At 50.9% G+C, this 20291-nt stretch carries 8 protein-coding genes; 1 reads left to right on the plus strand and 7 read right to left on the minus strand.

Going from position 1 to position 20291, the window contains the following annotated elements; translation table 11 throughout:
• Positions 1-287: 287 nt before the first annotated feature.
• The 6 genes from A3844_RS09710 to A3844_RS09735 form a co-directional block, all read right to left on the minus strand.
• A complete protein-coding gene (locus A3844_RS09710; RefSeq protein WP_074107302.1) occupies positions 288-1133 on the minus strand; it encodes a DegV family protein in 846 nt (281 codons plus the stop codon).
• A gap of 173 nt (positions 1134-1306) precedes the next feature.
• A complete protein-coding gene (locus A3844_RS09715; RefSeq protein ID WP_178382391.1) occupies positions 1307-2167 on the minus strand; it encodes an AraC family transcriptional regulator in 861 nt (286 codons plus the stop codon).
• Between the two features lie 114 nt (positions 2168-2281).
• Positions 2282-3970: a glycoside hydrolase family 13 protein gene (locus A3844_RS09720; protein ID WP_074107303.1), complete on the minus strand. Its 1689-nt coding sequence runs from the start codon at positions 3968-3970 to the stop codon at positions 2282-2284.
• 276 nt (positions 3971-4246) lie between these two features.
• Positions 4247-6565 carry a glycoside hydrolase family 65 protein gene (locus tag A3844_RS09725; protein WP_074107304.1) on the minus strand — a complete coding sequence of 773 codons (2319 nt, stop codon included), beginning with the start codon at positions 6563-6565 and terminating at the stop codon, positions 4247-4249.
• 285 nt (positions 6566-6850) lie between these two features.
• Positions 6851-7513, minus strand: coding sequence for a beta-phosphoglucomutase (pgmB, locus tag A3844_RS09730; RefSeq protein WP_074107305.1), 663 nt, complete (start codon positions 7511-7513; stop codon positions 6851-6853).
• 367 nt (positions 7514-7880) lie between these two features.
• Positions 7881-8918 carry a LacI family DNA-binding transcriptional regulator gene (locus A3844_RS09735; RefSeq protein WP_074083879.1) on the minus strand — a complete coding sequence of 346 codons (1038 nt, stop codon included), beginning with the start codon at positions 8916-8918 and terminating at the stop codon, positions 7881-7883.
• A gap of 749 nt (positions 8919-9667) precedes the next feature.
• Here A3844_RS09735 and A3844_RS09740 point away from each other — a divergent pair.
• Positions 9668-17314 carry a pullulanase gene (locus A3844_RS09740; RefSeq protein ID WP_074107306.1) on the plus strand — a complete coding sequence of 2549 codons (7647 nt, stop codon included), beginning with the start codon at positions 9668-9670 and terminating at the stop codon, positions 17312-17314.
• A 575-nt stretch (positions 17315-17889) separates the two neighbouring features.
• Here A3844_RS09740 and A3844_RS09745 read toward each other — a convergent pair.
• Entirely contained in the window at positions 17890-19635 is a 1746-nt protein-coding gene (locus A3844_RS09745; RefSeq protein WP_074107307.1) for an alpha-glycosidase, read from the minus strand.
• Positions 19636-20291 lie beyond the last annotated feature (656 nt).

Here is a 20291-nt window from a genome sequence, read left to right on the forward strand (position 1 = left end):
AACCCGAACCCCATAACCCCCGACACTAAAAAGATCAAGAATTCTTACAACAACAGCGGCCGGAAGTTCAAACATTCCCCGCAGCTGCGACCAGGCCCCATATGTAAATATCAAATCCAATTGATATAGTAACGCTTTAATGTTGACGCGGAAAAATAAGGCGTCCACATAGAAAACGAACCCATGTCTGCATAAAATGCAGTCAACGGGCTCGTCACAGAGCGCACTGGCTATTTGATTGCGGCTGCAGCTGGAGCATGATCGCTTGCCAGCCTTCAAAAGTCTTATTAATGCATATACATGAGGCCTACTGTTCCAGGGCCACAGTGGCTGCCGATCACGCAACCTGCATGGATGGTGGCAATTTCGTCCACCCCTGTCTGTTCCCGGAGTGCTTGCTCCAAGTATCTGGCATCCTCTTCTGCCAGGGTGTGGGCGACTATCAGGAGCTCCTTGTCGATCTCATCTGCATGGGCCAGAGCGTGCTGCAGCATCTGCTCGACGACCTTTTCTTTCTTGCCGCGAATCTTGCTGACCGGGACGATGGCACCGTCAATCAAACGCAGCACAGGCCGGATTTTAAGCAAACTTCCAATAAAATTTTGCATACCGGAGCAACGCCCGCCCATATACAGATAGTCCAGCGTATCCACAACAAATTCTGTCTCCACCCGGCTGCGGCACTCCTTCAGCATAGCGGCAATCTCCAGGGCGTTTTGGCCTTTTGCTGCCGCACGGGCGGCTTTTATGACCAGAAGGGCTATGCCTCCGCACAGCGTTTCGGAATCAACTACCTGCACCCGGCCTTCCGGGAACTCCCCGGCAGCCAGCAGGGCATTCTGATATGTAGAGGATAAGGCAGAGGAAAGACTGATATAGACGATATTGTCTCCATCCCGGATCACCGGCTCGAAGGCAGTCATGAAATCGGCAGGCGAGGGTGCGGCTGTCTTGGGAAGGGCACCACGTGCAGCTACCTGTTCATACACTTCCTCAGGCGTGATATCCACCCCATCCTTGTAAGTGGCATCGTCGAACACAACATACAGCGGCACGATACCGATATCATATTTTTCCTTCCAGCTTTGAGGCAAATCAGATGTGCTGTCTGAAAAGATTTTTACGATAGACATGAATTTCTCCTTCACCGATTCTAGGATGACATTCTTTCATAGTATAAAAGCCGTATAATCTGTAATTATACCAAGCCCGCACCAATTCTCAAAATGAAAATAATAGTTTCGCTCCTACATCTGCAAAAAGACCAGCCGCACTGCGGCTGGTCTTGAAAATAAACGTAGAACAGTTACTTCTTCATCACCGGAATCCACACTTCACAAACGTAATCCTCGGCACTCGGATCTCCTGGTGGATATAGCTCAAACTCGGGTCCGCCTGTATGCTCATAGCCTGTTCCCGGGAACCACTCCTGGAAAATCCGCTGCCACACCTGTTGAATCGCATGGGGCATAGGGCCGACTGAAGTGAATACAGCCCAGCTTGCAGCCGGAACCACAGCAGTCTCATAGCCTTCGGGGTTAGTCTCCGGGGTACCCTCCACTGCAATCCAGTAGGACAGCAGTTCTTTTTCCATGTCCATACCCATACAGATTCCAAGCCAATTGGGGTCAGTGCCGAGCTGAATCAGCTTATCCGAAGTGCCGTCTGCATTGCATTCATTCCAGAATTCCGGGATTCTGCGGAAATTTTCTCCATCCCGTGTAGTAACCTCCATAGATTTACCGATAACGGTAAAAGCTGCTTTTTCCACGATTTTGTATTCCATTTCCTGATCTCCCTTCAAAGATAGATGGAAGGAGAGGCGGGGGAATGCTTTGAGCTGCACTCCGGGCTCACGCGCGGCCGATGGGGTTAGCCCATGTGCCTTGCGGAATGCCTTTGCGAATGCCTCGGGGGAGTCGTAGCCGTATTTCAATGCCACGTCCAGCACCCTGATTTTTGAAATAGCCAGCTCTTGAGCCGCCAGGGTTAATCTCCGTTTGCGGATATAGTCTGCCACCGTTACCCCGGTCAGCATGCTGAACATACGCTGGAAGTGAAAAGGAGAGACATGGGCTACCCTGGCAACGTCTTCGATGCGCATGGGTTCAGTCATCTTACTTTCCATATAATCCAGTGCATTTTTCATGCGGATCAGCCATTCCAAATCTGCCATCTCCCTTTGTATCCATACTATCATGCTAATCCTGCGCCAGTCCTGTTATTCTCTGCTCATTGAAGACAGGTCTGATAATAGTATAGCCTTAGAGAGATGAAGAAGTCAGCTCCCCAGCCGGCAGACTCTGGCCTCATAAGGACGCAGGGTTCCCCGGTCCATGGCTGCTTGCTCCTCTGGATAATTGCTGATGATGGTTTCAGTTACAGCGTTCAGCTCATCCAGGAGCTCTACGGTTTGCGGAGTTTCACAGAAATTCAGCAGTATCAGCCACCGCTCGCCCTCAAGCGTCCGGGTATAAGCATAAATGTTTTCATGCTCCGGCAGCAGCAACTCGTAATCGCCGTATACCATAATAGGATGCTCTTTGCGCAGCCGGATCAGCTTCTGATAATAGTAAAATATCGAATCCGGATCGGCCAGCGCCTGTTCCACATTGATCTCCTCATAACGCGGATTGAGCTTCAGCCAAGGAGTTCCTTCCGTGAATCCGGCGTTGGCTGAAGAGTCCCATTGCATAGGCGTACGTGCATTGTCCCGGCCTTTGGAATGGATGGCATTGAGGATCGTATCATGATCACCGCCGCCCTCGGTCACCTTTTCCCGGTACATGTTATGAATTTCAATATCCTTGTAATCTTCAAGCCGGGAGAACTTCACGTTCGTCATACCGATTTCCTCACCCTGATAGATGTAAGGTGTCCCCTTCAGCGTGTGCAGCAGGGTAGCAAGCATTTTGGCCGAAATGACGCGGTACTCCCCGTCATCGCCGAACCTGGAAACCATCCGGGGCTGGTCATGGTTGTTCAGGTACAGGCTGTTCCAGCCTTGTTCCGCCAGACCCACCTGCCATTTATGCAGAATGTCGCGCAGCTTGGTCAGGGTCCAGGGAGCCACATTCCACTTGCCGCCAGGGCCGGAATCCACGTCCATATGCTCGAATTGAAAAACCATCTGCAGCTCTTGCCGGTCTTCAGCAGTGTAGAGGATGGCGTCCTCTACCGTAGCTCCAGGGGTTTCACCCACTGTCATCACATCATATTTAGCGAGAACCTTGCGGTTCATTTCCTGGAGATATTCGTGAACACGCGGTCCGTTCATATAATATTCCCCGCCACCGGCCAGCTCGCCGGGAGCAAGACCCTCCTGATGGGCAGAAGGCAGGCCTTCGACCTTGGAGATCATGTTGATGACGTCCATCCGCAGTCCGTCCACTCCTTTGTCCAGCCAAAAAGCCATCATCTTGTACAGCGCATCCCGCAACTTCGGATTCTCCCAGTTGAGATCCGGCTGCTTGCGGGAGAACAGATGCAGGAAGTATTCGCCTGTCTTCTCATCCAGCTCCCAGGCCGGACCGCTGAAGATGGAACTCCAATTGTTGGGCATTTCGCCATCAGGACCGGCGGGACGCCAGATATAATAGTCCCGGTACGGACTATCCTTGGAGGAGCGGGACTCCAGGAACCATGCGTGTTCATCCGAGGAGTGGTTGATGACAAGGTCCATCATCAGCTTGATACCGCGTGTATGCAGCCCGTTCAGCAGCTCCTCCCAGTCGCCAAGTGTGCCGAATTCATCCATGATATCTTCGTAATCACTGATATCATAGCCGTTGTCATCATTTGGGGACTTATAGACCGGCGACAGCCAGACGACATCGACCCCCAGCTCCTGCAGATAATCGAGGCGCGAGATAATCCCCCGCAGATCCCCGATCCCGTCTCCGTTGCTGTCCTGGAAACTGCGAGGGTAGATTTGATAGACTACGGCTTCTTTCCAAAAGGTTCTGTTCATATGAAACTAGCTCCTTTGAATGGGATTTTAATATAAGATGGGTTATAAAATAGAATTAGCAAGTATGTTGGTTCCAGGGAAAGTTAGGAGTTTCGGCCGCTGTTGTTCTCGGATTTCTATATTTAATGTTCAATATTTCGGATGAAATCCGAGAACAAAGGCGGACGCTAACGCTCCTGCACTTCCAAATTCCCCGCCACCTTTCTTGCCGATTCAATTTTCCAGTGGAACTTATAAAAATATCCCCGAAGCGGAGCTTCGGGGTAACGGCAGCAATTACACCGTAACAGAAGAGCCTTCAGACGTAACGCTGCTCAGACCGTTCACAGTATAATCCTTGCCATGAATCGTGATGGACGCCGGAATATCGGTTTCGTTGACCACGGTAACCAACGCATCCGTAACGTTCACCTTCAGACGGGAGCCGCGGAACATGATCTTGAACGAATAAGCCGTCCAGTGGCCAGGGTTGGATGGATTCAGAATCAGCCGGCCCGACTGCACACGCAGTCCGCCGAAGCCGTGCACGATCGACATCCAGGTTCCTGCCATGCTGGTGGTATGGCAGCCGTCTTCCGTATCGTTGTTGTAATTATCAAGATCCAGTCTCGATGTGCGCAGGTACATTTCATAAGCCTTTTCCTTGTACCCCAGCTCGCAGGCAAGAATCGAATGGATGCAAGGGGAGAGGGAGGATTCATGAACGGTGATCGGTTCATAGAAATCGAAATTGCGCTTTTTGGTCTCCAGGTCATAGCGGTCGCCCAGGAAGTAGAGTCCCTGCAGCACATCGGCCTGTTTGATGAAGCAGGAACGCAGGATGCGGTCCCAGGACCATTTTTGATTCAGCGGCAGATTCTCCGGCAGTACATCCTTGACCTGAATGATCTCCTTGTCGAGGAAACCGTCCTGCTGCAGGAAGATCCCGCGTTCCTCATCGGCTGCATAGTACATTTTAGCGACAATCTCATTCCACTTCGCCGTTTCATCTTCTGCAAGCTCCAGCTTGTCGACCAGCTCCGCATAGCGGGAAGGCTCATTCTCCTGCAGATACGCCAGCGCTTCCAATGTATATTCCATCGTCCAGGAAGCCATCCGGTTCGTATACCAGTTGTTGTTGACATTGTTCTCATATTCGTTCGGACCGGTGACGCCAAGCATTACATATTTGTCCTTGTGCGGCACATAGTGCACGCGTTCCTCCCAGAAGCGGGAAATTTCCACCAGCACCTCAAGGCCGTATTGGCCAAGATAGGATTGGTCTCCGGTGTAGTTCACATAGTTATAAATCGCATAGGCAATCGCGCCGTTGCGGTGAATCTCTTCGAACGTAATCTCCCACTCGTTGTGGCACTCCTCGCCGTTCATCGTCACCATTGGATAGAGGGCACCTTTTTTGAAGCCGAGCTTGCGGGCATTTTCCTTGGCTTTCTCCAGATGTTTGTACCGGTAGATCAGCAGGTTGCGGGCAATCGAGGAATCCGCAGTACTTAAGTAGAATGGTACACAATAAGCTTCTGTATCCCAATAGGTGCTGCCGCCGTATTTTTCCCCGGTGAAGCCCTTGGGTCCAATGTTCAGCCGGTCATCTTCACCGGTATAGGTCTGATTCAGCTGGAAAATATTGAACCGGATCGCCTGCTGCGCTGACACATCGCCTTCAATGATAATGTCGCTTTCCTTCCATTTATCTTTCCAAGCCTCCGCCTGTTCGGTCAAAAGCGCCGAAAAACCGGCTTCCCGGGCACTGTGCAGCGCGGTTTCTGCGGCCTCAACCAACTGGCCCAGCCCATGATTACGGGAGGTGACATTTGCGGCATACTTATAAATTACCACCTGATCGCCGGATTTTACCGGAAAGGATACTTTGCTGGCTACATATTTCTCCTGCTCGATGGCTTCAGCTGTACGGGTAAGCTTGTCACCATTCACGAGAATGTCGAACAGATAAGCCGAGGTCACGTGAAAATCGAGTTTCTTTGTTTTAAGCGTCAAATGCCCGCCGTCCGGTGCGCCTTTTTTCTCGACTTCATTCCAGAATTTCTCGTCATAGTTGGCATCTTTGTTCTTAATGTCACCGTCGAGGTAGGGGGTGATGGTCAGCTCTCCGGCAAAATTAAGCGGGGTGATGGCATAGCGGATGGCACCAATCTCGCGGCGGGCCATGCTGACAATACGGATGGTCTCGACCCGTACTTCCTTGCCGCCCTCTGTGGTGGCTGTGAAGCTGCGGGACAAGGTGCCTTCCTTCATATTAAGCTCCCGGTGGAAATCGTTAACGGTGCAAGTCGCCAAATCCAGCGGTGTGCCGTCAATGTCAATGCTGATCCCGATCCAGTTCGTGCTGTTCAGCACTTTGGCAAAATATTCGGGGTAGCCGTTTTTCCACCAGCCCACCCGTGTTTTGTCTGGATAGTAGACGCCAGCCATGTAGCTGCCTTGCAGGCTATGCCCGCTGTACTGCTCTTCAAAATTAGCGCGTCCGCCCATGTACCCGTTCCCGAGGCTAAAGACGCTTTCGGAAATTTCCTGGGTCTGCGGATCAAAGGATTCTTCGATAATGGACCATTCGTCGATTTTTAAATATTGTTTCATGCGTACCGGCTCCTTTTAAATGGGGAATGATATAAATGGAACTATCTGTTCAATGTTGCAAGTTACATGGCCGCTCCACAAGCGAAAGGTTGTTACGATCGCTGTTGTCCCCGGATGCTCCGATTGAAGCTTAAGGTAAGCATCCGGGGACAAAGGCGAGCGCTGACGCTTCTTCACAATCTTTTCGCCCGTTCCGCTCTCACGTAACTCCAGTTCTCACATATAGTTCTTTTATAAAAAAGTAGGGCAAAAGAGACTCACATTACTTATAACTGTTAATGTTCGTCAAACGCTTGTAAATGATTCCCTGAGTGCTGCAACGCTGATATGCGCCAGCGAAGGGACGACGATATCCGCTGCCGAAAGTGTCTCCGGCGAACCGATACCCACACTGCGCATGCCGGCGCGGATAGCTGCGGTGATTCCTGCTTCGGCATCCTCGAAGACAACACATTCTTCGGGTTCAACATATACGGCTTTGGCTCCGAGGAGGAAGACTTCCGGATCAGGCTTGGCCGCGCTGGTATGTGTGCCGTCGATAATGGCATCGAAATAGGGCGTAAGCCCGGTGTTCTGCAGGATCATCATTGCGTTTTTACTGGCGGAGCCGAGAGCGGTCTTGATCTTCTGCGCCCGGCATTCCTTCAGGAAGTCCAGGGCGCCCGGCAGAATCTCCGAACTGTCCATCTTGGCGATGTATTCGACATAGCGATTGTTCTTCTGCTCGGCGAGCTCGGCTTTGCGTTCTTCGTCCAGAGTCAGTCCGCCGATCTCCAGCAGAATGTTGAGCGATGCCGTCCGGCTGACGCCCTTGAGACGTTCGTTGTCCTTCTCGGTGAAGACGAAGCCGAGCTGCTCGGCGAGCTCTCTCCAGGCAATGTAATGATATTTGGCGGTGTCGACGAGCACGCCGTCCAAATCGAATAAACAGGCTTTGATTTCTGACATATTGAACCTCCTAAAAGTTTTGTGAGCATAACGTCATCGATTCACTTCGTACAAAACTCGCTTCGAAAGCATACGCTTAAGTTTTGTAAGCATAACCTCATCGATTCACTTCGTACAAAACTCGCTTCGAAAGCATACGCTTAAGTTTTGTAAGCATAACGTCATTGATTCACTTCGTACAAAACTCGCTTCGAAAGCATACGCTTAAGTTTTGTAAGCATAACGTCATTGATTCACTTCGTACAAAACTCGCTTCGAAAGCATAGGCTTAAGTTTTGTAAGCTTGCTCTTTATGTAGCGCAAACGTTTGTACAAGTGTCGAAAAAATAAATGAAGCATCGATAGCTTCATTTATTTTGTTGCGAAGTTACTTCTTCACTGGTGAATACATGGAAGATTCCCTGACGATTAAGCGGTGCGGAATCACGAACCGGTTCGTATATCCGTCATGGTTATCCGGTTTCTGGATGCTCTGGATCAGCACCTGGGAAGCGGTGTAGCCTAGATGATAGATACCGATATCGATACTGCTGATCGGCGGGCTCGACAATTCCGAAAGCGGAATATTGTTAAAGCTGACGATGGCCAGATCCTCAGGAACCTTGTATTTCAGCTCATTCAGCCCGCGAAGGACGCCGAAAGAGACCATATCATCGACTGCTACAAGTGCTGTGGGACGGTTCGGGAGATTCATGAAGAAAGACATCGCCCTGTAGCCGCTGTCCTGCAAAAATTCACCTTCGACAATCCATTCAGCCCGCATTTCCAGTCCGTTCTTCTCCATCGCTTTGCGGTAACCTTCAAGCCGGTCGCGTGAAACGATGAGGTTGGGCGGCCCGCTGACGAAGCCAATGCGTTCATGTCCCATCGATATCAAGTGGTTGGTAGCATCGTAAGCAGCCATGATATTATCGTTATCCACCGATAAGATGTTCTCATAGCGGTCACTTCGCCCTACCAGTACAAAAGGGTAGCCACCCGATTCCAGAAAATCAATCACGGCATCGTCTTTGCGTGAATACAGCAGAATAACGCCGTCAACACGGCGGCCTTTGAGCAGGCGTGAGACGGACTCAAGCTCTTCCTTCTCATTCGCGCCGGAACTGATCAGCACATCATAGCCGGACCGGCTGGACTGTGTAACGATCCCGCGGATCAATTCCATAAAAAACAAATTGGAAAACAGCTCTTCAGCCGGTTTTGGCAGGATAATGCAAATGCTGTTCGTCGTCTTCGAAACCAGGCTTTTGGCCATCATATTCGGAGTGTAGCCCATTTCCTCCATAATCACTTTGACTTTACGGGAAGTTTCTAGGCTAATTCTGGGATGGCCTGACAACACCCGGGATACCGTGGAGGGAGATACTCCCGCTTTCTTAGCCACGTCCTTGATGGTAACTGTCATAGAAACCTCCTTATGGAACCGTTTGCTTTACTCTGTAATATTAATCGAAGAGCTGTTAATTGTAAATAGTGAAACTCTTGTTCAGGGATATGATTAGTGGTTCTGCAGGACAGCCGGAGATGGTGCCTCCCTGTACTTTACCAATGAGATCAGGTGATGAAGGGGAGGATTAGGAGCTTTCTGCAAAGGCTGCTGAAAGGGGGGCGGTGTATTTTTCTGTCATCAGCGATGTAATGAACGGACTTACTACTGGTTGCTCTGATCTGGATTTTTCAAACCCGATGATCCGCAGTGTTGTGCAATATTGTGCAAATTACGGGTGTGTTTGTGTGCAAATGATACCTGTTGCAGAATTGGAATTCTAGATGAGGTCTACAGATTCATTTGGAAATGATTGTTGACAACGCTCCAGGTAGAGGATTAGTATGTTGAACAGAAATAAAAAGCGCTTACAATCGTTGGTTTTGCTTGATTAGCCTTTCTCTATCCCTAATTTTATATGGCTTATCCGCCACATTCCTATTTTTGCAAACGTTTGCGCATAAACGGAGCAAATCAGCGGATAGCAGACAATATTATTTGGCCGGGAGGGAGTTAGGTGACAGGGAATAAAGGGGGGATGGAAGAGGAACGGAGAGGATTATGGGATTGAAGCCGCAATGAACAACATGAACTAGTCCAAGAATATGCGGTGAGATTGAGGAACACCTGCTTTTCAGGCTAATTCAATTACGGGGGGTATTCGCACAATGAAACGAGCGTTATGGGGCAAGAAGGCATTTGCCATCTGTATGATTGTGGTTTTTGTATGTTCTTATTTCTCATATCCGGGCAATGTGAAAGCGCAAACATCTAAAGTCGTGCTCGTTGGCAATCTTCAATCGGAATTATCAACGGAGGCAGCGCCTACAAGTGACTGGAATCCGGATGCCAGCGTGACACAATTAACCTATGTGGACAATGGGATGTATAAGTTCACGGGCACCTTGCCGGCAGGCGTATATGAATACAAGATCGCCTTGAACGGCACCTGGGACGAGAGCTACGGATACAGCAGCTATACCAATCCCGCCGGAGTCAATACAGACGGCAATATTCAGATAACGCTTACTGCCGAGACCAGCGTAACTTTTTATTATAATGACCTCACCAAGAAAATCGCCGATTCCACGTACTATACACCTCTTTCGGTTGATAAGCTGCCGAGGCTGACAGGAACACTTCAAACGGAGCTGGGCGATGCCCGGGATTCTTCTCCGGCTGATGCGGGAGCCACGTTGTCCGATCCTGATTTTGACGGGATCTATGAACGGGTAGCCGATCTGCCTGCAGGAGAATATGCCTATAGAGTGTATGTTCCCGGAGATACCCCGGAAGCAGATAAGCTCTATCCAGACCAGGATCAGACCCTGAAGCTTCCTGCCGATCTGAAAGTCACGTTCAGGTACAATGCACAGGACCACGGGGTCAGTGCCTCTTTTACAGCACCGGCTGTACCCGGAAAGGTGATTCCTGTACCGGAGGGGCAGCTGCGGATTCATTACAACCGGCCGGCCGGGGATTACTCCGATCAGGGACTGTGGCTATGGGATGATGTAGCTTCACCTTCTGCAGGCTGGCCGACAGGGGCAACCCCTTTTCCTGAAGGACAGACTGATGCTTATGGAGCTTATGCCGATGTGCCGCTGAAGGCGGGGGCCAAGAAAGTCTCCTTCCTCGTCGTTAACCGCAGCACACAGGCCAAAGACAAAGGCGACAAGCTGTTCACGATCAATACACCGCAGACCAATGAGCTGTGGATCAAGCAAGACTCGGATATTGTGACTCCTTACGAACCGGTGGTGCTTCCGGCCAATACCGTGCGGGTCCATTATACGAGAGAGGACAGCAATCAGAACCAATACGGCTTATGGCTGTGGGATGATGTGGCTTCCCCGCCGGTCACCTGGCCGGGAGATGCAGCACCGTTTCTTGCGGAGCATACCGATGCCTATGGGACTTATGCGGATATTCCACTAAAGGGAAATGCCAAAAAAATGGGCTTTGTGGTGGTGAACCGTTCTAGCGGCGATAAGGACGGAGGCGACAAAACGTTCGGTCTGCTTGACCGCTACAATCAGCTGTGGATCAAAAAGGGTGATGATCATGTATATGTGTCCCCTTTTGGAGAACTGCCTTTGAGTCTTGCATCGGCGGAGGTGCTGTCCACCAGCAAGATTCTTCTGACCTTTACCTTAACGGACGGACTGGACGCTGCCGGGTTGAAATCTGCTATAACGGTCACGGATAAAGCGGGCACTCCGGTTCCTGTCACTGCCGTGACGATCAAGAGCACGACTTCGGTAGAGGTGGACACAGGAGCTTTTGAACTGGATCAATCTCCGCTTAGTGTGACTTATTCCGGGAAAAGTGTATCCGCTTCCGCAGGCTGGAGAATGCTTGATGAAATGTACAATTACACCGGAGATGATCTGGGAGCGACCTATCATCCGGCGGACAAGTCGGCAAGCCTGAAGCTCTGGGCACCTATGGCGAGCAGTGTAGTGGCGAATGTGTACAGCAAGACCGACGCTGCTGCAAAAGTCGGACAGGTCAGCCTGACTCCAGGCGATAAAGGCGTCTGGTCGGTGGAGCTGAAGCCGTCTGATCTGAGTGGTGCGGGGGATGTGCGTGGCTACTACTACCAATACGAAGTAACGAATAACGGCGTAAGCAAGCAGGTACTTGATCCTTATGCCAAGTCAATGGCTGCATTCACTGTGGATACCACGGATGCGGCAGGGCCTGACGGTGACAGGGTGGGCAAAGCGGCAATTGTTGACCTCAGCGGGACGAACCCGCCGGATTTCAAGGCAGGGGCTATTGCTGGCTACCAAAAGCGCGAGGATGCTGTTATTTACGAGGTCCATGTACGGGATTTCACTTCTGATGTATCGATTGAAAGCCAGCTGGGCGGCGAACGTTGGGGCTCTTACGCAGCTTTTGAGAAGAAGCTCGATTATATCAAATCCCTGGGCGTGACCCATATCCAGCTGATGCCGGTGATGGCCTGGTATTATGGCGACGAGACGAAGATGGGCAACAGGGAATCCGCCTATTCTACCCAGAACAATGAATACAACTGGGGGTATGATCCGCACAGCTATTTCTCACCGGATGGGGCATATTCACAGCATCCAACCGATCCCGAAGAGCGGATCAAGGAGCTGAAAGGCCTGATTGATGCGGTCCATAAGGCGGGCATGGGGGTCATTCTCGATGTGGTGTATACCCATATGGCCAAAAAAGATTTTCTGGACGACATCGTGCCGGATTACTACGCCTTTAAGGATGCGAACGGCAACTTCGTCGGGGGTTTCGGCAACAATCTGGCGACCAGCCACAAGATGGCCGAGAAGCTGATGGTGGATTCGGTCAAATACTGGTTCAGCGAATATAAAATAGACGGCATGCGCTGGGATATGATGGGTGACGCGACAGCGGATGCTGTTCAGGCAGCCTATGATGCCGCTGAAGCGATCAATCCGAAGGCGCTGTTCATCGGAGAAGGCTGGAAAACCTTCGCCGGGGCGGCCTCCGATCCGCTACTAACCGGCAAAGGCGCAGACCAGTCCTGGATGGACAAAACGGATAGTGTCGGTGTATTCTCCGATGAATTCCGCAATGAGCTGAAGTCCGGCTATGGCTCGGAAGGGGAGCCGCGGTTCATCACAGGCGGAGCACGTTCTATCGCTACGATCTTCAACAATATCAAAGCACAGCCCTCCAATATTCCTGCGGATGATCCGGGCGATGTCGTGCCGTATATCGAAGCCCATGACAATCTGACGCTGCATGATGTCATTGCACAGTCGATCAAGAAGGACCCGTCAATAGCCGAGAATGAGCTGGAAATCCAGAAGCGGATCCGGCTGGGCAATCTGCTGGAGCTGACTTCCCAAGGGACAGCCTTCCTGCAAGCGGGCCAGGAGTATGGACGCACCAAGCAGTGGAAGGCAGCGGGGGTGCCCGAGCAGAAATATACGGAATTAAAGGATGGGAACGGGCAATCCTTTGGCTATTTCATCCACGACTCCTATGATTCTTCGGATGCGGTTAACCATTTTGATTGGGCCAAAGCAACGGATGAAGTGAGCTATCCTGTTCAGAATACAACCCGGGCTTACACGTCGGGGCTCATTCAGCTCAGACAATCTACCGATGCCTTCCGGCTTGGTGACAAAAGTCTGGTGGACTCCAATGTCAGCCTGATCGCAGCGCCTGAGATCAAAGCAACCGATCTGGTGATCGGCTACAAGAATAAAGCGACCGATGGAACCGGGCTCTATTATGTCTTCATGAACGGGGACAACACAGCAAGAACCCTGACGCTGTCCGAGGATCTGACCGGAGGGCAGGTGCTTGTAGACAACGATCAAGCGGGAACTGGGGCAATCCCTGCCGGAAGCCAGTCGGGCTTCACGCTCACAGCAAATTCGATTACGCTGGCCCCGCTTACTGCCGTGATCATCCGTAAGGACGCTGCCGCCGCCGTTCTGGCTTCTCTTGGAACGGACAGCCCAAGCTATTCGCTCCAAACCGGCAGCACGCATCAAACGGCTGTAATGGCTAAATACGATGATGGCAGCTCCAGAAAGGTTACCGATAATGCGGCCTATATCTCCAGCAATCCGCAGATTGCCACGGTGACAAGCAAAGGACTGGTCAAAGCCGTTAAGGCAGGTGCAGCCACGATCACCATCTCCTATGGCGGTCTCTCTACCAAGGTTACTGTTGAAGTGACCAAAGATGCGGTGGATACCAAAAGGTATGTCCAGATCACCTATGTCCGTAAAGATAAGGATTATACAGACTGGAATCTCTGGGTGTGGAATACGGGGGTCAAAAACGATCAGATTGATTTCACCACCTTCAAGGATGGTAAGGCCAGTGTGCTGATTGAGGTGGCACCGAATGCCACAAGTGTGGGCTTTATGCTGCGCAAGGGAACAGACTGGAACACTGGCAAGCAGGATTATCCGGATGACCGGGTTATACCGTTGACGGCGGGTGAAGCTTTTACCAAGGTGATTGTGACCAGTATGGTAAAAGAGCTGGATATCAAGCCGGTGATAAGCGGTCCGGTGATGAAGGATGGGACGATTACCTTCCGGTACCGGGACGATGCCCTGTTCCGCAGTGATAATCTGGCTGCAATCAATGCAGTTAAGGTCAAAGTGAACGGCACGGAGTATCCAATGGTGTACGAAGCGGCCAATGAATGGTTCAGCTATCAGCTGAAGGATGTGCAGGAAGGCACGTACAAGTATACCTTCCTCGTGACCAGGGACGGAGTGACCGAAGAGCTGACCGACCCGAAAAACACCGTGAACGGTGAATCGGCTGCAGTCTATCATATCCCGGCTGTCACGATTACTGCATTAGTCCAGCCGGAGGCTATTAACTCCAATGAAAATGCAGTGGTTACCGTTAACGCTGCTTCTCCGGAAGATGTATCCTATGTGGACGGTTATATGGATCTGACTGCCCTCGGCGGACCGGGCGCAGTGAAGCTGGATACAGCGCTCATGAAACAGACGGTTGCGGTTAAGGACACTGTGCCAGCGGGGATCAAGACCATCCCGATCACTCTAATGGATCAATACGGGAATTCGCATAAAGGTGCAGCCAAAGTCGAAGTAAAGGCAAGAACGTATACAGATGACCGGCTTGATTTTGACTGGGATGAAGCCCGGATCTACTTCGCGCTGACTGACCGGTTCAAGGACGGGGACAGCACGAATAATACCGGTGTCGACAAAACCCATCTGGAAGCCTATCACGGCGGAGATTTCCGCGGAATGATCGACAATCTGGACTATCTTCAAAAGCTTGGCATTAATACTCTATGGATTACGCCGATTGTAGACAATATCGATTTCAACAAGGGTGTTGATTTCGGCGGAACGCAGTATGCTTACCATGGCTACTGGGCCAAGGATTTCACCCAGCTGGATGAGCATCTTGGCAATATGGCAACGTTCAAGGAACTGATCGAGAAAGCCCATGACAAGGGCATCAAAATTATGGTGGACGTTGTGCTCAACCATGCCGGTTACGGCCTAAAGGCGAAAGACAGCTATCCGGGCGTTACGGCTGAGGATAAGGCTCGTTTTGAAGGGATGCTCCGCACAGACGGTGTATCCGCTGACACCGACCCGGTTAAAGGTGAATTGGCAGGGCTGCCTGACTTCAAAACCGAAGATCCGGCAGTGCGCAAGACTATCATCGATTGGCAGACGGGCTGGCTGGACAATGCCCGGACAGAGCGCGGAGATACCATCGACTATTTCCGTGTGGACACAGTGAAACATGTGGACGGCACAACCTGGAAAGCGTTCAAAAATGCGCTGACCGCGATTGATCCAGAATTCAAGCTGGTCGGAGAATATTACGGCGGCACTTTGGACAACGATGGCGGTAACCTGAAGTCTGGCCAGATGGACGGACTGCTTGATTTTGGCTTCAAGAACGCCGCAAAAGACTTTACAGACGGGAAAATTTCGGCTGTGGATGCGTATCTGCAAACCCGGGAAGCGCAGATGGATAACACCGGAATGATGGCTCAATTCCTGAGCAGCCATGACGAGAACGGCTTTTTGTCCAATGTTGTAGGCGGAGACAAGGGCAAGCTGAAGGTGGCTGCCGCGCTGCAAATTACGGCCAAAGGACAGCCGGTTATCTACTATGGGGAAGAGCTGGGTCGTTCCGGTGCGAATGCCGGAGACATGTCCAAAGGAGAATTCAGTGAGAACCGCGGGGATATGCCTTGGGATCAGCTGAGTGCGGAACAGGGGCTTCACGATCACTACCAGAAGCTGCTGAACATCCGTGCCAAGTATTCGCAGATCTATTCCAAAGGTGTGCGTACCAAGCTGGCCGGCTCGGATGAGCTGGGTTATCTGGCTTTTGACAAGCAGTATGGAACTGAACATATTGTAACAGCGATCAACACGAAGACAGGGGCGGTATCCGTCAGCCTTCCGGTTCCTTTTGCCGCACAGGCTGCGGTTATGGATGAATACAGCGGCAAGACCTATACGGTATCACAGGATCAGAAGGTGACGGTTGAGCTGCCGGGCAGGGATGACGGCGGGACGGTTATTTTGGCCGCAGTTCCGAAGGTAACGCCGACGCCGACACCGTCGGTGAAACCTACACCTACACCTAGTGTGACACCTGCACCAACAGCGACACCTGTGTCTACGCCAGTCTCGTCTTCGGCTGTTGTGCCGACAGCTGTACCTGCTTCAGATACGCAGCTTGTGAGCGGAGACACTCTGAAGAACGGCAAGGACGGTAAAGTCAATGTGGAACTCGCTTCAGGCAAGCAAGCAGTGCTATTGCCCCTTCAGGCTGCAGCCTTGCTGGGGTCAAATGATCTGGTGCTCCACATGAATAGTCTCACAATCACGCTGCCCGCCCAGGTTCTGGGTAAAATTCAAGGGACATTGGCTGGTGCGGATGCGGAGGGTGCGCAGATTCTATTTAGAGCAGCGCCGCTGCAAGGCAATGCATCAAGCACTCTGCTGGCTGGTCTAAGTAAGGACCATACGGCTGTAAAAGCGGCATCGGATGTCTATGAGTTCAAGCTCAATATTGTGCGCAAAGACGGTACGCTTCTTCCGGTAACCTCATTTGCAGAACCAGTTACGCTGGCCTTCCAGATTAAAGGAAATCCCGACAAGGTGCTGCTCGGTATCTACTATCTGGGTGACGGCAACCATTTGGAGTATGTCGGAGGTACGCAGCAGGGGGATGTCATCACTGCTGAGGTTACACATTTCAGCAAATATGCAGCGCTTGAGATCAACAAATTCTTCTCGGATGTTCCGGCTGGCCACTGGGCAGAGACGGCGATTAAATTGCTCAGCGCGAAGCAGGTGATTTCGGGGGTTACGGCTGCCGAATTCAAGCCGGAAACTTCTGTCACCCGTGCGGAATTCACTGCACTGCTCGTACGGGCGCTGGGACTCCGAGCTGACGGGCAGGCTGCATTTACGGATGTGAAGGCGGATGCCTGGTATGCTTCCTATGTGTCCGCAGCAGTCCGTCAAGGGATTGTGACGGGACGCAGCAAGGACTTGTTCGCTCCGGGTGCAGCAATCAGCCGTGAAGAGATGGCTGTTATGATCATTCGGGCACTGGAAGTGAAGCAAGTCAAGAAGATGGAAGCTGTAAATGGCAGCCCGGCATTTGCCGATGCTTCCAGCATCAGCTCATGGGCAGCAGCTTATGTTCATGCTGCTGCAGAGCAGGGGCTTCTGCAGGGCAGAGCGGACAACCGGTTCGCGCCGAAGGCATCGATGACCCGTGCTGAAGCTGCACAGGTGGTCTATAGATTGCTGGATAAATAAGCTGCTTAGTGAGTCTACAACCACAGTGAGAATTGTCTGCTTCACGGAGCGTGTGAAATGTATGGGAATTAGCATGATGTCCTATCAATTTAGTAATTAGTAACCCAAAGGGCCCTCTTCGTCGCGAAGAGGGCTCTTTGTGTTGGTTAGTTGTTTAGTTATGCTGTATGGATGCTAATAAATGCTGATCAATGCTGATCAATGCCTGATAGATGCTAATTGTGCTGATGGACGCATGGATGGTGCTAAGTGGAAAAAGTAAAACTAATTCGTTGCAATCCTGGCTACAAGCGGTTTTAGTTGGATTTTGTATACTTAATATTTCTATTTCACCACATCCGGCCGGATATGTCGGAATTAGTTATCCTTTTTCCAACGAAGACCGCTCCCTGAAGAGGAATGGACTGGATTAGTTATCCTTTTTCCACTATGGGTATTACACACGCTGGATATCTTAGCTTAAGGATACTTTTATTCCGGCTGCAGTTTACCCCTTGAGTTTTGCGTTCAGCTGTGACGAGTCAGAAGCCTATATACCCAGGAGTTACTTCACCGTACAACCGCTCCAACTTCTTTTACAGCAGCGCCTTAAGCACCGCATACCCGTAGGCAGGCAGCTTGATCGACAGCTTGCTGCGGTCGGCGCGCAGCGCTTCGCCTGTGAATAAATTCTCCCAGTTGCGGTCCTCCACATCAAGGCGGAAAGTTTGTGCTGTTTCCTCTGTGTTGACCAGTACCAGGATGATGTCGTCACCCAGACGACGCTCATAAGCCAGCTTGCTGCCGTGTCGTCCGGCTTCCAGGAAGGTGAAGCTGCCGGTACGAAGCGCAGGATGGCTGCTGCGGATTTCAATCAGCTTGCGGTAGTAGCTGAACAGGTCCAGGTCCTGATTCTCAGGATTCCATTCCATGCATTTGCGGCAACCGGGATCACCCTCACCATCCATCCCGATTTCATCGCCGTAGTAAATGCAAGGTGTGCCCATGAAGGTGAATTGGAACAACGAAGCGAGCTTTTGCTTGTTCTTGTCTCCTTCAGCCAGAGTCAAAAGACGCGGAGTGTCATGGCTGTCCAGCAGGTTGAAGGCTACTTCACTAGCCTGCAGCGGGTAGCGGGAGAGCTGTTTGCCAATGGCGTTAGCGAAGCTTTCGGCATCAAGTGTGCCATAGATGAAGAAGTCGAGCACCGCATCGGTGAACGGGTAATTCATGACTGCGTCGAATTTGTCGCCCTCCAGCCACGGTGCAGATTCATGCCAGATTTCGCCCAGGATATAGGCATCGGGGTTTGCTCTTTTGACGACCTTGCGGAAATCGCGCCAGAATTCATGGTCTACCTCATTCGCCACATCGAGCCGCCAGCCGTCAATGTGGGCCTCGGTAATCCAGTATTCCGCGACCTTCAGCAAATAGGCCTTCACTTCGGGGTTCTCGGTGTTCAGCTTCGGCATCAACGGCTCAAACGCAAAAGCATCATAGGTAGGAACACTATCCACTACCTGTAACGGGAATTCACGGATATGGAACCAGTCTTTATAGCGGGAAGCTTCGCCCTTTTCAAGTACATCCACAAACGGGGCAAAGGTTCGGCCCGAGTGGTTAAACACTGCATCGAGCAGGACCCGGATGCCGCGTTTGTGGCAGGCGTCGACCAGTTTTTTCAGCGTTTCGACATCACCGAAATGCGGATCCACAGACATGTAGTCTTCTGTATCATATTTGTGGTTGGTAGTGGCGGTAAAGATCGGCGTGAAGTAGATACCGGTAATGCCAAGCTCGCTCAAATGGTCTAGATGGTCGATGACTCCTTGCAGATCACCGCCGAAGAAGTTCTCCGGTGTAGGCGTTTCGCCCCAGGGCTGCACATGTGCCGGATTGCGGCTGGGATCTCCGTTCGCGAACCTTTCAGGGAAAATTTGATAAAAAATAGCGTCCTTCACCCAAGCCGGTGGAATAAAGACGTCGCCGCGGTTGATGTACGGAAATTCAAACAACCGATTGGGGTTGGTAGGGCGTTCAGTCTGGAAATCACTTTCGGTCATCCAAATGCGTTCATGTCCTTTTTGCAGCAGAAATCCATATTTAAGCCGCCGGTGCTTGGGGACCGAAGAGCATTCCCAATAGTCGAACATCGCATCCGAGGTGAAAAGGGTCATCGGGATTAGCTCCTTGGTGGCATCCCAGGCATATTTATCTCCGGCCCAGGCGAAGACCTCGGTTAAATCCCCTTTTTTGGCGCGCAAGCGCAGATGAATCGTCTCGTGATCATAGGCATAAGACCAGTTTAAACGCGGACGGTGGTAGACAGCTTCAAGCAACATTCATAATTCCCCCTAAAAGTTTTGTGAGCATAAGCAACCTGGAACAGCTTCGTACAAAACTGGCTTCGGAAGCACACGCTGGGTTTTGTGAGCATAAGCAACCTGGACGGAATCTCTGCTAAACAGGCAGCAGTCATCCCTTAGGCGTTACAGATGAATAAGGCCGTATTTCACCACAAAAAGGTAATAACATGAAATATGAATCCGTTATGCCTTGTTGCACCCTTTTTTATGCCTTAATGCACCAACCGGTCCGTTCTATGTACACAACAAAAAGGCACAACCGCCGCCGGGTGGCTTGTCCGAGGTTGTACCTTTTTGAAGTAACATTGCCTTTTAGTTGTTCAAAATGAAAGGACGGCAGTGGTGCCTTGTTGAAAGGACAGGCTGCTTATAATGTTTTGGATTATAGCACGGAATAATTATAGGTTCAATACTTTAGTACAAACCATTGCACAAAATAAAAATACAAAGAAAACCGGTTTTCTTTTGTAAAAAATATTATTAATAACATAAAAATAACCATTTATCAAGAATAAATCTCCGCTGAACACAATTTTATAGTGATTAACTACTGTAAAACGGAAAAAATAGGAGTTTCCTTCTGAAATAGAGAGGAAACCGGTTTTTTTATAAAAAAAACGAACAAATTCGCC

It is taken from the genome of Paenibacillus helianthi (assembly GCF_001909055.1).
GTDB lineage: Bacteria > Bacillota > Bacilli > Paenibacillales > Paenibacillaceae > Paenibacillus_AQ > Paenibacillus_AQ helianthi.

Bases quoted from the DNA above. Each gene is read 5' to 3' on its own strand.
- A3844_RS09710 (WP_074107302.1), bottom strand. From the start codon at position 1,133: ATGTCTATCGTAAAAATCTTTTCAGACAGCACATCTGATTTGCCTCAA.
- A3844_RS09720 (WP_074107303.1), bottom strand. From the start codon at position 3,970: ATGAACAGAACCTTTTGGAAAGAAGCCGTAGTCTATCAAATCTACCCT.
- A3844_RS09725 (WP_074107304.1), bottom strand. From the start codon at position 6,565: ATGAAACAATATTTAAAAATCGACGAATGGTCCATTATCGAAGAATCC.
- pgmB (WP_074107305.1), bottom strand. From the start codon at position 7,513: ATGTCAGAAATCAAAGCCTGTTTATTCGATTTGGACGGCGTGCTCGTC.
- A3844_RS09735 (WP_074083879.1), bottom strand. From the start codon at position 8,918: ATGACAGTTACCATCAAGGACGTGGCTAAGAAAGCGGGAGTATCTCCC.
- A3844_RS09740 (WP_074107306.1), top strand. From the start codon at position 9,668: ATGAAACGAGCGTTATGGGGCAAGAAGGCATTTGCCATCTGTATGATT.
- A3844_RS09745 (WP_074107307.1), bottom strand. From the start codon at position 19,635: ATGTTGCTTGAAGCTGTCTACCACCGTCCGCGTTTAAACTGGTCTTAT.